The sequence below is a fragment of the Candidatus Nitronereus thalassa genome (genome assembly GCF_032191465.1).
Taxonomy (GTDB): Bacteria; Nitrospirota; Nitrospiria; order Nitrospirales; family UBA8639; genus Nitronereus; species Nitronereus thalassa.
In genome coordinates, this window is record NZ_JAQOUE010000001.1 from 1,109,934 (window position 1) to 1,123,529 (window position 13,596).

Here is a 13,596-nt window from a genome sequence, read left to right on the forward strand (position 1 = left end):
TCATGAGTAGTCCGTCACAAACACTACCTTCGCAATCTGACACTACCTCTCAGCCAACAGAAACTCCCCCAAAAGAGACTGCGGAAAGCCCAACACCCGCCAGAGGGCAAAAGCTCCCCCCAACGCTATTCATTATTTTTGGAGCAAATGGGGATTTAACCAAACGAAAATTAATCCCCGCCCTTTACAATCTGGCCGCCAGCCATAACCTCTCGAAAAAGTTTGCCGTGATCGGAGTCGATTGCGTGTCAATGTCGAATGAAGAATTTCGCGATAAAATAGATCGAGAAATCCGGGAATTTTCTTCTCAGCCAATTGCCAGTCAGGTTCGAGAATGGCTGCGCCAACGGATGCATTACCTTGCAGGAGATTTCACCGACCCACAGACCTTTGACTTATTAAGAGCCAAACTCCATGAGGTAGATCTGTCTCAGGGCGGCGCTGGTAACTACCTCTACTACATGGCCACTGCACCCATCTTCTTTTCAGAGATTGTGCAACACCTTGCAGGCAAAGGGCTCATTGCACAACACAAGGGAGGGGCAAGGAGGGTAATTTTCGAAAAACCCTTTGGACATGACCTGGCATCGGCGAAGGTCTTGAACCAACAACTGTGCACTATTCTCGCCGAGAACCAAATTTATCGGATCGACCATTATTTAGGAAAAGAAACCGTACAAAATATTTTGGTCTTCCGATTCGCCAATGGCATTTTCGAACCGGTTTGGAATCGGCGCTACATTGATCATGTTCAAATTACCGTAGCGGAAAGCTTGGGAGTGGAACATCGCGGAGCCTACTACGAAAAAGCGGGGGCCGTTCGCGATATGGTCACCAATCACCTCTTACAATTGATGTCCTACATTGCCATGGAACCACCCAATGCTTTTGATGCCGAAGCCGTTCGGGATGAAAAGGCCAAGGTGCTGCGTGCCATCCTTCCCATGGAGGCCGAGGAGGTTATGCGCTCCACGGTCGCCGGACAATATGGGCCAGGCACGATTTCCGGCCATCCGGTTTTGGCGTATCGCGATGAACCCCACGTAGCTTCGAATTCCAACACTGAGACATTTGTCGCGCTCAAATTATTTATTGAGAGCTGGCGGTGGGGAGGGGTGCCATTTTACCTCCGAACCGGAAAACGAATGGCAAGACGCGTGACGGAAATTGTCATTCAATTCAAATCGGCCCCGCTAATGCTGTTTCGTAAAACCCCGATTCATCACCTGAACCCCAACCGATTAATTATCCGCATCCAACCCGAAGAGGGAATTTCGTTAAATTTCGGCGCAAAAATTCCCGGCCCCTCGGTCCAGGTGGGTACCGTGGATATGGATTTTCAATATGGAAAATATTTTGGTGACACCCCCAATACGGGCTATGAAACGCTTCTTCATGATTGCATGGCTGGAGATGCCACATTGTTTCAGCGAAGCGACAATGTCGAAATTGGCTGGAGCGTTGTGGATCCGATTTTGGATGTCTGGCGAGAACTCGGGGCTCAGGCAACACGTCCTTATGAATCAGGCACATGGGGTCCTCCGGAATCAGACGCCTTACTTGAGAAAGACGGTCGGAAGTGGCGAAATCCAGGATAGTCAATCATTGCTTCAGTGGGTTTGGTGTGACGAAAACCATCCTGAACTTGTCAAAATCCGGAAGAGGGTTAAAGAGAGTTTCTTTCAATGCTTCATAGGCATATGGCCCCTACCCACATTTTCCTAGGAAAAAATTTAAGCATTTGACCAGCATTGGCAGACAAGGTCACGACACACTCCAGTGATTCACATCCCTATTTTTAATTCCTCTCACTCTTATTACCTCTCTATTCGTTATTTCACCAATAAGGGAGCCCTATGATTTGGCGTTGGCTTGGTTTTGGCAAAGATTCTTATCAACCAGAAAAGGATATTGGGCCATACTCAAACTACCGGCTGGCCATTCGACTCGAACTCAACCAAAAACCCGGAGTTTTCGCCAAGCTGACGAATGCCATTGCCAAGGAAGGGGCCAGCATTGGTGCGGTGGACATGATATCAGCCACCAAGACCAAAGTCGTTCGAGATATTACACTAGATACCAAAAATGAAGAACACGGGCAGCGGGTCCTCGACCGTCTTGAAAAACTCCCCGACGTCAAAGTCTTATCCGCTTCGGATCGTATTTTCATGTTGCACCTGGGCGGAAAGCTCAAAATGGGCAGCAAGTTTCAAATTTCGACTCGGAACACACTCTCCATGGCCTATACCCCGGGGGTCGGTCGAGTATCCCAAGCGATTGCAAAGGATCCTTCGTTGACCTATCGCTTCACGAGCAAGAGCAACAGCGTAGCCGTAATAACGGATGGATCGGCCATCTTGGGCTTGGGGGACCTTGGACCAGAAGCCGCGCTTCCCGTCATGGAAGGGAAGGTGATGCTCTTTCAACAATTTGCTGGCATCGATGCCTGGCCCATTTGTTTAAACACTCGAGATCCCGAACAAATCATTCAAACAATTACGAACATTGCCCCAGGATTCGGAGGTATCAACCTCGAAGATATTAGTGCCCCACGATGTTTTGAAATTGAACGCCGTTTAAAAGCTACTCTGGATATTCCAGTGATGCATGATGATCAACATGGCACTGCTGTCGTAATTCTTTCGGCACTGTTGAATGCGTTAAAAGTCACGAACCGAGAACTCAACCAAACTAAGGTTGTCGTGAATGGGCTGGGAGCGGCGGGAACCGCCTGCTGTCAATTGCTCATTGCCGCAGGTATTGGGCAACTCAAAGGGTGTGACAAAAAAGGCCTTGTCCTCAATGAGCCAATGGACGTGTTACGATCCACGAATGATCACCTGACAAATTTTATTCACTATGACCAGCCAACGGGTACGTTACAACAGGCCTTAAAAGGCGCAGATGTGTTTATCGGATTGTCTAGCGGCAACATCTTAAGACCCAAAGATTTAAAGCCTATGGCGCCAGAGGCGATCGTCTTTGCCCTCGCCAATCCCGACCCGGAAATTTCTCCGGAAGACGCTCTTGGTAAATGCCGCATTTATGCCAGTGGTCGATCGGACTACCCAAATCAAAGCAATAACCTCTTGGCCTTTCCAGGACTCTTTCGTGGCGCATTAGATGTGCAGGCCAAGGAAATTAACCAAGCAATGAAATTAGCAGCGGCGCATGCCCTGGCTAATGTCATTCCTGCGCAATCGCTGAATGACGAATACATCATCCCCAGCGTCTTTGATAAAAATGTCGTCCCTGCTATTGCCAAAGCCGTCGCCATCGCTGCAAAGGAAACAGGAATGGCCCGACGCAATCCCAAACATGAAGAAGGCCTTGAGTAACTCTCGGGAAACCATCAGGCGAACAAAAAGACAGCGCGTTAAATCAAGCCCGATAGAATAATCACTCTATTTATGTGCTAATCGCCAATCATAAATCATGATCTTGTTTTCCCCAACTTCTCTTTTGAGAATGGCACCTTTCATTTATAGATCGCTTGAATCCATACCTATGCGTCGGCAGACTGGCATCCTCCTTGGACTCCTCATGATGTTTGCGCTATCAGGTTGCCTGGCTCCGTTAAGTCTTCAACATTCTATCGTGGCCTATGACCATTCTGTCACGAACTCCCTCACGGAGCAGCTCCTGCTCAACATCGCACGAGCGCATAATCATCAAGCCATCCATTTCACTGGAGTATCGAATATCGCCGCAACATTCGACTTTCGCGTGAATGCCGGAGCAACGCCCCCGCTTGGGGGCCTCACTGGTGGAGGAGATTTATCACCGATCTTTGGCGCCAGCATCGCCGAAAACCCTACCATCAGTATTGTCCCCATTGAAGGAGAGGACTTTACCAAACGACTCCTTACACCATTCCAGGAAACCAAACTCACGCTTTTGCTTCGACAGGGGGTCGATATTGATTTATTGCTGCGCCTGATGGCCGGCGAACTTCGCATCCCTAGGAACCATTCGGAAATTGTCTATTATAATCGGCCCAATGTGAAAGACGGATACACCGTCTTTCGACAGGTTGTGTTGCACCTTTCCACGCTTCAGGACCGAAATTTGCTATATGTAGAGCCACTCATTTTTTATAAGACGTGGGAAATTCCCATGGCCTCGGTATCGGGTGGAGATTTTGAGGTCTTGGAAACTAAATATGAGGTCTCTGTGGATGCGCCACGGCAGCTCTACATTCTGAAGAAAAAAATTTTAGGCCGAACCCTGATTACCAATTATGATCCCGAGAACCTGTCTAACGAAGAACGCATTCAACTCAACGCCACAGCCGATCGCTGGCCCCCCAACGATCTGTCTATTGACATCCGACCTGATTTTCCTGGGGGCGAGTACCCCATCCAAGGAAACTTTCGACTTCGAAGTTTCCATGCCATTCTCAATTTCCTCGGCCGCAGCATTCACGAGGAAGCTGAATACCATGTGGAGAAGGATTCCCGAACTCCTCACGTCATAGAAAATCCCATCCGAACACTCAGCATCCTTGAATCCGCAAACTCGCCCCCTGAGGTAAAATTACAGGTTGAATACAACGACCATTATTACTTTGTGAAGGACGGCCCAGACGACACATGGAATCGAGAAGCCTTTCGCTTGCTATATCAACTCTTTCAGATGACGGTTTCAGAAGTCTCCCGCATCGGAGCTCCCAGCATCACCATCGCAAAGTAGCTGGGGGTTTAGAAAAACAAAAGGGAACGCGGTGGGGGAACTAGGTCCCAAATTTTTCTAATAGATAGAGGAAAAACAGATGCAAAGAATACTTCAATTCACCATGATTTCAGTGATACTCGTATCCTGTACACTGTCCATAATGTACTCCAGCAATACCGTTCTTGCCGGGTCTCCCGATGATCCCCAAAATGAAAATTCTTCAGACACCAAACTCAAAGTTGCAAGTGGGGCCTTGACCTTATTTTATCTTCCCGTGAAAGCCACGTATGCCGGTCTTGGTGCCATCGTAGGTGGAATTGGCTATGTCTTAGGAGGGGGGGATGAGGAGATGGGCCAGGTGGTCTGGACTCCCACTATGAAAGGCACCTACTTCATCACACCAGAACATCTTCGAGGAGATAAACCTGTCCAGTTTTTTGGTAAAGCCGAATCGGACACCTCGCAATTTGAATTGGGCAGGGGAAAAGGCTTAAATAAATCCCCACCTCCATAAGCGTAGTATACCTGATCATTCATGCCCTCATTCTCTACTAAACGAGAGAAAGGCTTTTATGAGAAAACCCATTTTTGAAAATAGTCGTGCAAATTTGACAGACAATCTCTAATATACGGATTAGCACAACACAACTCCCTGAATATTAAGTACCACGGGTTAGCCAAAAAATCGGCAACCTAAAATAAACACGGCACTCCTTCCATTCCGACCAATTGTTGAGTACATTCCCACTCTTAGTGTCAGGCAAGACCCAGAGTCACTCATGTCGAAACTGACCAAAGAAGAACAGCGCCTCGATGCTTCTCGGAAGCGACTTGCCCATTGGAAACGATGGGGCCCATATCTGAGTGAACGCCAATGGGGCACGGTCCGGGAAGACTATAGCCCGGATGGCCATGCCTGGCAGTACTTTCCCCACGATCAAGCTCGTTCGCGAGCCTACCGCTGGGGAGAGGATGGCATTGGCGGCCTGTGCGACCGTCACCAATATCTGTGTTTCGCCTTGACGCTTTGGAACGAGCAAGACCCCATTCTCAAGGAACGGTTATTTGGTTTAGCCAACCATGAAGGTAATCACGGTGAAGATGTCAAAGAATCATATTTCTATCTGGACTCGACTCCCACCCATTCCTACATGAAGTTCCTCTATAAATATCCGCAAGCCCCTTTTCCCTACTCCCAATTGGTGGAAGAAAATCAGCGTCGAGACCGTCAACAACCTGAATATGAGCTGAGCGATACGGGCATCTTTAATGAGCACCGATACTTTGATGTCTTCATCGAATACGCAAAATCGACACCTGAAGACATTTTGATCAAGGTCACAGCTTATAATCGGGGGGCAGTGGCTGCGCCCTTGGTCTTACTACCCACCCTCTGGTTCCGCAACACATGGTCTTGGCAACGTTCAGCCGCAAAGCCCAATATTTCCTTGGAGACCCATAGCCCTAGTGGGCAAGCCATACGAGCCGAACATTCCCATTATGGACAACGATGGCTTCTTTATGAAGATACGCCCCAACTGCTGTTTACGGAAAATGAGACCAATTTGGAGCGAATCTGGGGCCAACCAAACCCTACCCCCTTTGTGAAAGATAGCTTTCATAACTATCTCATTCATCAAAAATCTGACTGCATTAATCCGAATCTAACCGGAACCAAGGCTGCCGGTCACTATCACAGGACCATTCCTGCCGGAGAATCTGTCACGATTCGCTTACGCCTCACGGACCAACCTCCTGGCGAGCACCCATTTGGAACAGGGTTCGATCGCATCATGGAGACACGAATAGCGGAAGCGGATGAGTTTTATGCCCAACGCATGCCCGAGCTAAGCACAAAAGAGGCCAAAGCCATTCAACGGCAAGCCTTTGCTGGATTACTCTGGTCCAAACAATTTTATCATTACGATGTTGCCACCTGGCTGGTGGGGGACGAAGCGGGTCCTAATGCACACCCTCATAGAAACTCAAGTCGCAATCAAGATTGGCGTCACCTGTACAATGCCGATGTCATTTCGATGCCTGATAAATGGGAATATCCCTGGTACGCCACTTGGGATCTCGCCTTTCATTGTGTCCCCTTCGCCTTAATCGACCCTGACTTTGCCAAGGATCAACTGATTTTGTTGTTGCGCGAATGGTATCTTCATCCCAACGGACAATTGCCTGCCTATGAGTGGGATTTTAATGATGTGAACCCACCGGTCCATGCCTGGGCGGTATGGCGGGTCTATAAAATTGAGCGACGTATTCGTGGCCAAGCGGACCGAAAATTTTTGGAACGCGCGTTTCACAAATTGCTGTTGAACTTCACGTGGTGGGTCAACCGAAAAGACGCGCAAGGGAAAAACCTGTTTCAAGGCGGGTTCATGGGATTGGACAATATTGGGGTCTTCGATCGTTCGCAGCCGTTGCCAACGGGCGGACACCTTGACCAATCGGACACCACCAGTTGGATGGGTATGTTTTGTCTCAACATGTTGGCCATTGCCCTTGAATTAGCCAGAGATAATTCGGCTTACGAAAGTGTCGCGAGCAAATTTTTTGATCATTTTGTGTACATCAACCATGCCATGAACGGTCGCGGGGACGATTGTTTAAATTTGTGGGATGATGAGGACGGATTTTATTACGACGTGCTCAACTTGCCTCATGGGGAACAACGATTTCTCAAAATCCGATCGCTCGTTGGATTAATCCCCTTATTCGCCGTCTTGACGCTTGAACCGGAAACCCTCTCGCAATTGCCAAACTTTCACGAACGGATGATGTGGTTTCTCAAAAATCGTCAGGAGTTTCGCACCAATGTGGGCACCCAAGTCCGGGAAGATGGCAGCATTCGATATTTATTGTCACTCGTGAGCGAAGAACGGCTCCGCCGGGTATTGCATCATATGCTCCAAGAGGAAGAGTTCCTTTCCACTTTCGGTATACGCTCCCTGTCACGCCATCATCGAGATCACCCTTTTGAATTTCATGTGAATGGAACGGAATATCGCGTGGCCTATGAACCTGGAGAGTCGCGTAGCCCCATGTTTGGAGGAAACTCGAATTGGCGAGGACCGATCTGGTTTCCACTCAACTATCTGTTGATCGAATCGTTACAGAAATTCCATTATTTTTTCAGAGAGTCCTTTACCATAGAATGCCCCACAAACTCGGGGCCCGTCCTTAACTTGTGGGAGGTCGGAGGAGAACTTGCCGCACGCCTCATGGCAATATTTCACCAACATCCCTCGGACAACCGACCGATATGGCCAGCTGATCACATTGCCCAACATGATCCATTTTGGCGGGACCATTTACTGTTTCATGAATTTTTTCATGGAGAAACGGGACAGGGCCTCGGCGCGAGTCACCAAACCGGATGGACTGCGCTTATTGCCAAATTGCTCGAGCAGTATGGAGACGAGTTGATCTCAACGAAAGTAATCTCATAATGCGACTGGCTTCCGTGAGAAATATGGTAAAAATGGTTGTCGTTAAATTTTTCGATGACCATGGACCATTTCTGGCCTCTGGGCTTTCCTTTGACTTGGTTTTGTACTGCTTACCCCTGCCGATTATTTTTGTCTCGGCTCTGGGATATACGGTTGTAGGCTCGGAACAGGCCATGGAATGGACCCGCCATATTATTCGAGATCTCCTCCCCGGCACCCAGAAAGTCTTCATGCAAACTCTCAATGCCATTATGATCAATCGAGGAACGTTAGGACTCACGGGTATTACATTGTTTGTTATTTTTAGCAGCGCGGTATTTGCCTCAGCCCGGCATGTCTTAAGTGGGGTGTTTCTTGTCGAAACACCCGAAACGTTTTTGAGGGGAAAATTGACGGATTTGCTTCTGATGATCGTACTGTCCTTACTCCTTATTGTCACGGCGGTAATCGCCTCAGGTTTTGCAGTCGTGCAAGCCTTAGGCGAGTCAGTTCCGATCATTGGAGGCTTGCTGAATCCCTTTGCCGTAGTTCTCGGCAAGATCCTCAGCTTTTCGTTTTTGACCCTGTTGTTTTATATGTTTTACGGACTGGCCACCACATCCCGCTTAAGTCAGTTAGCGTTGTGGGTTGGAGCCCTGACCGGAGCTGGGCTGTTTGAAATGTCAAAGTTTGCCTTTTCCTATTATGTCTCGATGGCGAAACTTATGACATCTTTTTATGGAGTGTTAAGCGGTATGATGTTTTTCTTGGTATGGATTTACTATGCATCCGTGGTTTTTATCCTTGGAGCAGAAGTTGGTTGGGCCTATGACCGCATTCAACAAGAAAAGCCTGACCTTCCAGCAGAATAAAAAACTAAACGCCTGATATTACACGATGTAGCCTTACTGACGATGCTCAATCTCCCTTAAGAATCTAGTTCGGCCAAGACTTCCCGTTCAGCTCGTAGCCAATCCTGAAGAGATGCCCCAAGACGGCACCGCTCTTCATAGATTTCATAGGCCCGTTGGGCGATTCTAGCCTCGATATTTTCCTTCCGTACCATGGGCTTCTTCGATTGCCCTTTGGGGGCAACCGCCGATGATTTTGGAGCTCCCTTTTTAGGAGTAGCCCCACCGGCCTTCTTTGTGGATGACTTTCCCCGCTCCACCAGTTTTAATTTGCCAACATTGGTAATATCAAGCTCCTGAGACTTTTGGTTTTTCTTGAACCCCACCATTGGAGATTTTTCTTTCTCTCCCACCAGATCACCCCCTAGGGTAAAAACACGTTTCTCAAAATGCCGCGGATTAGGAATTGGCCATGAGTTTCTTTCCCTTGTCTACCCAGCCAGAAACCTTCTCTTTGGTATCCTTGACCAGTGTTTCCGCATCCTCCTGAGCATCCATCGCCATATTCTGCAACTGCCGGCGGGTACGATTACCAGATTGCGGAGCCACTAACAGACCCGTTCCCAATCCAATCATCACGCCCGCGAAAAAGGCCACAAAACCAAACACCAATGCTCGGTTACTTTCTTCCATGGAACACCCTCCTTATCCAAACTCGGGTTCATAAACAATACACAAAATTTGATTATTAGTACTTAGTATAAACTGTAAAGATATTCTTTGCATTAGAGAAGGAGGGGTACCCTGTATCTCTCTTTAGTAGACCAAACATTACGAACATGAAAAAGCTAACTGCCCCCACCCCTAATTAATGCACAAAAAATGCCAAGTTTTCCCAACAATTTGGTCCCCAGTTTCTTTGTTTTTAAAGGAATTTCCTGAGGACCATTTTTTGTCAAAACAGACGGACCTGACAAATTGCGCCATGGGCAGACAACCTTTCCACAACTTCGCGGTTAAGACGCGAAAGTTAAGTTGAAAGGGCATTATACCCGGAAAACAAATCCCCTAAAAGGCTTCCTTGGAGCGGGAGGAAAGGGTATCGAAATTTGAAGGATCAACAAACCGAAACTGGGAGAGAAATCGCCGCAGGATCGCTTGTTCCAATCGTGAGGGAATCCTCGTGGGACAGGGAATACGCAATAGCAAATTAATTCGACCGGGTTCCGGCAAATGAAAAGTCACACGAGGTTCAACCGAGGGCGCATCCAGCCACGTTCGGCCCTCAAGCTTTTTCATATGCTCCTTGGCTTTTTCAATGAAAAGCTGGCACTCCTCATTCGCCGCCTCCAAGAGAATCCGCTCAGCTTCTCTCCAATCATCTGCCGTACTCAGGGGAACGGTAATAATATGGAGCCGATATTCCCGGCTATACGATTCATTGATCACGGTATTCCGAAGCAAGACACTATTGGGAACGGTCATGGCTCGCCCCGTATATTGATGTGAAGTTTGTCCTGGTCCAATTTCTAGGATCGTCGTGGAAAGGAGATTCACATCCACCACATTACCACGCACCCCTCCCATTTCAATACGGTCTCCTACCGAATACACCCCATTGACCATCCGAACCGCGCCCCCGCTAATACAATCAATCAGCTCTTTGGTCGCAATGGCCAGGGCCACCGCAATGGCCAATAACGAAACAGCGAGAGTTTGGATATGCGGGGCCCATATCAGAATTACCCCGAAAATTAGCAGAATCAGCAAGGCGTTCCGTATATTGACCGCCCGGCGACGCCTAGTTTCGCCAACAATATCGCTTCGGCCCAAAAACGCTCGATGCAAGAGCATTCGTATCAACATGACCACCACGATAAGGAAGGTCGTTCCCAAGCTATAGCGGAGGATGGAAGGATCTAAGGACGCAAAAAATGATTCAACCATAGTTACTGGCTCTACTGACATAGAGATTAACGGACAAAAGGATAAAATCCTTCATTTAAAAATTAATTGCCGATTCTTCGCCCAGGTAGTACTCGACGTTTATTCACTATCTCGGTGAGTTCTTCCTTATTAATTAATAAATGTGCCAATTGGCTGTTTTGTTCCATTTGAAACTCCGCCCCACCGTATCGGACAATGGGTTGTCCTTGTTCATTATTCACAAAAGCTAGCACATACACATCCGACTGTGGCCCCGTCCCTCGGACAAAACCAAAGGAAAAATTCTCTTCAAAACTGACGCGGAGTTCAGGGTCTCGCACATCCACCGCAATCCCCGGGGTCCCTCGATTCACGACAATTTCATTCACATCCTTTCCGTCCTTCACGACCAATTTTCCCTTGGCAATTTCATACTTACCGGAAGTGTCTACATGACGAAGCTGAATAGGATGGGACACATAGAATTGCAACCGTTTCAGTTCGGGAGGCGTGAGATTATATTCCATTCTTAAGGAATGGGTAAAAGGAATTTTGTCAAAGGTGCTTCGAACTTGTGGACGATTTTCACACCCCAAAAGTCCGAGAATTCCAAAAAGAACCATAAGAAAAACCACCCGACCCCTCATTTGTGTTTCCACCTTTTTCCGTCTTCCCTCAGGAAAACCCTGACAAATTGCTCGGAACATCCTCACCCTCCTTCACATTCTATTGAGTATTAGTTTTTTTAGAACATTCAAGGACATAACACAAGTCCATAGGCCACCTATTATCCACCTCAGGCAACACCCATGAACCTTAGACCATCAAGCCGACTTCCCCGTCACGGCCTGACTTATGATAAGGATCAGCCATTCAGAGTCCCAAGGCCTAGCATTGGCCGTCAATATTCCATATGGGGAGCAATCCATGTGCTAACCTCCAAGTTCATTCTGGATTATAAACAATGAACCTTTCAGACTCACAAATTTTGGAACCATCGGCGGACCAAATCTTTACTTCCTGACCCTAAAGAAAGGTTATGAAGCCATACCTCCATAGAATTTTTTGGGACATTTTGTTCCAATCCTGGACAAAGTTCCCCATCAATGGAAGTTGATGAAATCCCACGCATTTCAGGTCTCTTTTCTCAACTCTGCTAATCCACATCGAACAATTTGCACTTGGCTACTTGTTTCCTAAGAGTTTCCTAAGGAAAAATTTCATTGAATTTCTTAAGAAATTTGCAGTAAACAAAAAATGCAAAAGTACGTAAAAATTGGTATATCTTTTGCACCTTCTATCTCTTGCAAGCAGGAAGATCCTTCCTGCAAACAATCCTCATTCGGCAGGAATTCATAAGGATGCCTTTAAAAGGAGGTCAGAGAGATGAATGCCTCAATCATTGATGCCACCCTCGCCTTAGTCGGCGCCTTGGGTGTCATTGCTACAGCTATGTTGATGTTTAGTACTTCAAGGGGTGAACGCTTCACGGGTCATATGAAGACTGAGACTTCACTTCAGAATCATGTTGCGGCCACTGTCCGAAAAGCGGCGTAAATCTCTCTGTACACATAAAACATGAATGCTCTTGCACACATTGAGCAACCAACATCTACCATCTCAAGGAAGGTGGAGAAAGTCATCAAGGGGAGAAGACCGTTCTCGGTTTCTCCCCTTGGTTGGTTACAACACACAGTAATAATGGCAGCACAGGATCACCACCAACAGCCAAGGACTTTTATGAGTAATAAACAACAAGAGGGTTGGGTACCCCGCTCAATCAAGTGGGTAGGCCTATCTACGCTTATTTTGGTGATACCTGGGGGGCTGATTGCCTGGGGTGCTCATTGGATCATAAGTCGAAGGCACCAACGAGAGACACCTTCCGAGCCACAGGTTCTCCCACTTATTGATCCCATTACTCCTCTTTCCCTTTCTTCGGTCGAAGAGGAGATGATTCCCGTCATTCCAATTTCGACACCTATCCCTTTGGCAGTAGGCCCTATCGCCATATCCCCTCAACCCACATCGGACAAATAACCAAACCATCCTAGGGATGAAGACCAAACGCCTCTTGGATGGCATTAAACATGAATTGCACGGCAATGGCGGCAACGACAAGCCCCATGAGTCGAATCGTAATCTTCATAGCGATGGGCCCGAACCAGGAGGCGCGTTTGATAGCCACGGAAAAAATGACATAACTAGCCAACCCCACCAAGGCAATACAAGCACACAAGACCGCCCGAGCCCCCCAATGCTGAGCCTGAGTCTCCAAGAGCATTACCGTGGTAATCGCCCCAGGGCCCGCCAACAATGGTATGCCAAGCGGAGTAACCGCAATGTCGAGTTTTTCAATGGCCTCTTTCGCTTCTTCTGGAGATTCTTGAACGGAAGATCGCTGTCCACGCAACATATCCAGTGCAATCAATAAGAGAACTAATCCTCCGGCAAGTTGAAACGCCGGAAGCATAATGCCTAATAATGTGAAGAGCGTCGAGCCTAACAGCGCAAATCCCAGAAGCACGCCCACCGCCACCATACAGGCCACCTTGGCCATGCGGAGTTTATCCTCTGGGATATCACGACCGGTCATGGCCAAAAACGCCGACACGCCGGAAATCGGATTTACCACTACAAATAAGGAACCAAGGGCGAGGAGTGAAAAATTCAGAAGGTCCATGAATAGAATTTGTGGGGTTCAATCC

At 47.8% G+C, this 13,596-nt stretch carries 13 protein-coding genes; 8 read left to right on the top strand and 5 right to left on the bottom strand.

Annotation, left to right across the window (positions count from 1 at the left end):
* Positions 1-2 precede the first annotated feature (2 nt).
* From zwf to PPG34_RS05075, 6 genes are all read left to right on the top strand, one after another.
* On the top strand, positions 3-1,598 hold the full coding sequence (gene zwf / locus PPG34_RS05050) for a glucose-6-phosphate dehydrogenase (RefSeq protein WP_313832055.1): 1,596 nt from the start codon (positions 3-5) through the stop codon (positions 1,596-1,598).
* 258 nt (positions 1,599-1,856) lie between these two features.
* The gene (locus PPG34_RS05055; RefSeq protein WP_313832056.1) at positions 1,857-3,338 is read left to right on the top strand and encodes an NAD-dependent malic enzyme; all 1,482 of its coding nucleotides are present in this window, start codon (positions 1,857-1,859) and stop codon (positions 3,336-3,338) included.
* Between the two features lie 169 nt (positions 3,339-3,507).
* Complete coding sequence (locus tag PPG34_RS05060) at positions 3,508-4,692, top strand: hypothetical protein (RefSeq protein ID WP_313832057.1); 1,185 nt, start codon at positions 3,508-3,510, stop codon at positions 4,690-4,692.
* A gap of 79 nt (positions 4,693-4,771) precedes the next feature.
* Positions 4,772-5,188 carry a hypothetical protein gene (locus PPG34_RS05065; RefSeq protein WP_313832058.1) on the top strand — a complete coding sequence of 139 codons (417 nt, stop codon included), beginning with the start codon at positions 4,772-4,774 and terminating at the stop codon, positions 5,186-5,188.
* 265 nt (positions 5,189-5,453) lie between these two features.
* Positions 5,454-8,132, top strand: a complete 2,679-nt coding sequence (locus PPG34_RS05070; RefSeq protein ID WP_313832059.1) for an MGH1-like glycoside hydrolase domain-containing protein — start codon at positions 5,454-5,456, stop codon at positions 8,130-8,132.
* Between the two features lie 32 nt (positions 8,133-8,164).
* Positions 8,165-8,983: a YihY/virulence factor BrkB family protein gene (locus PPG34_RS05075; RefSeq protein ID WP_313832060.1), complete on the top strand. Its 819-nt coding sequence runs from the start codon at positions 8,165-8,167 to the stop codon at positions 8,981-8,983.
* A gap of 56 nt (positions 8,984-9,039) precedes the next feature.
* Here PPG34_RS05075 and PPG34_RS05080 read toward each other — a convergent pair whose 3' ends face one another.
* The 4 genes from PPG34_RS05080 to PPG34_RS05095 all read right to left on the bottom strand — a co-directional run bounded on the left by PPG34_RS05080 (position 9,040) and on the right by PPG34_RS05095 (position 11,511).
* Positions 9,040-9,375: a DUF2934 domain-containing protein gene (locus tag PPG34_RS05080; protein ID WP_313832061.1), complete on the bottom strand. Its 336-nt coding sequence runs from the start codon at positions 9,373-9,375 to the stop codon at positions 9,040-9,042.
* Between the two features lie 46 nt (positions 9,376-9,421).
* A complete protein-coding gene (locus tag PPG34_RS05085; protein ID WP_313832062.1) occupies positions 9,422-9,655 on the bottom strand; it encodes a YtxH domain-containing protein in 234 nt (77 codons plus the stop codon).
* A 375-nt stretch (positions 9,656-10,030) separates the two neighbouring features.
* A complete protein-coding gene (locus tag PPG34_RS05090; protein WP_313832063.1) occupies positions 10,031-10,909 on the bottom strand; it encodes a mechanosensitive ion channel family protein in 879 nt (292 codons plus the stop codon).
* 62 nt (positions 10,910-10,971) lie between these two features.
* Positions 10,972-11,511, bottom strand: a complete 540-nt coding sequence (locus PPG34_RS05095; protein WP_313832064.1) for a hypothetical protein — start codon at positions 11,509-11,511, stop codon at positions 10,972-10,974.
* A gap of 763 nt (positions 11,512-12,274) precedes the next feature.
* Here PPG34_RS05095 and PPG34_RS05100 point away from each other — a divergent pair.
* A complete protein-coding gene (locus tag PPG34_RS05100; RefSeq protein ID WP_313832065.1) occupies positions 12,275-12,445 on the top strand; it encodes a hypothetical protein in 171 nt (56 codons plus the stop codon).
* 183 nt (positions 12,446-12,628) lie between these two features.
* The gene (locus PPG34_RS05105) at positions 12,629-12,928 is read left to right on the top strand and encodes a hypothetical protein (protein WP_313832066.1); all 300 of its coding nucleotides are present in this window, start codon (positions 12,629-12,631) and stop codon (positions 12,926-12,928) included.
* A 10-nt stretch (positions 12,929-12,938) separates the two neighbouring features.
* Here the strand turns inward: PPG34_RS05105 and PPG34_RS05110 are convergent, their stop codons facing one another.
* Positions 12,939-13,571, bottom strand: a complete 633-nt coding sequence (locus PPG34_RS05110; protein ID WP_313832067.1) for a MarC family protein — start codon at positions 13,569-13,571, stop codon at positions 12,939-12,941.
* Positions 13,572-13,596 lie beyond the last annotated feature (25 nt).

Coding starts and splice junctions, on each gene's coding strand:
- PPG34_RS05105 (WP_313832066.1), top strand. CDS start 12,629: ATGAGTAATAAACAACAAGAGGGTTGGGTACCCCGCTCAATCAAGTGG.
- PPG34_RS05100 (WP_313832065.1), top strand. CDS start 12,275: ATGAATGCCTCAATCATTGATGCCACCCTCGCCTTAGTCGGCGCCTTG.
- PPG34_RS05075 (WP_313832060.1), top strand. CDS start 8,165: ATGGTTGTCGTTAAATTTTTCGATGACCATGGACCATTTCTGGCCTCT.
- PPG34_RS05085 (WP_313832062.1), bottom strand. CDS start 9,655: ATGGAAGAAAGTAACCGAGCATTGGTGTTTGGTTTTGTGGCCTTTTTC.
- PPG34_RS05110 (WP_313832067.1), bottom strand. CDS start 13,571: ATGGACCTTCTGAATTTTTCACTCCTCGCCCTTGGTTCCTTATTTGTA.
- PPG34_RS05070 (WP_313832059.1), top strand. CDS start 5,454: ATGTCGAAACTGACCAAAGAAGAACAGCGCCTCGATGCTTCTCGGAAG.
- PPG34_RS05095 (WP_313832064.1), bottom strand. CDS start 11,511: ATGGTTCTTTTTGGAATTCTCGGACTTTTGGGGTGTGAAAATCGTCCA.
- PPG34_RS05060 (WP_313832057.1), top strand. CDS start 3,508: ATGCGTCGGCAGACTGGCATCCTCCTTGGACTCCTCATGATGTTTGCG.
- PPG34_RS05055 (WP_313832056.1), top strand. CDS start 1,857: ATGATTTGGCGTTGGCTTGGTTTTGGCAAAGATTCTTATCAACCAGAA.
- PPG34_RS05090 (WP_313832063.1), bottom strand. CDS start 10,909: ATGGTTGAATCATTTTTTGCGTCCTTAGATCCTTCCATCCTCCGCTAT.
- PPG34_RS05065 (WP_313832058.1), top strand. CDS start 4,772: ATGCAAAGAATACTTCAATTCACCATGATTTCAGTGATACTCGTATCC.
- zwf (WP_313832055.1), top strand. CDS start 3: ATGAGTAGTCCGTCACAAACACTACCTTCGCAATCTGACACTACCTCT.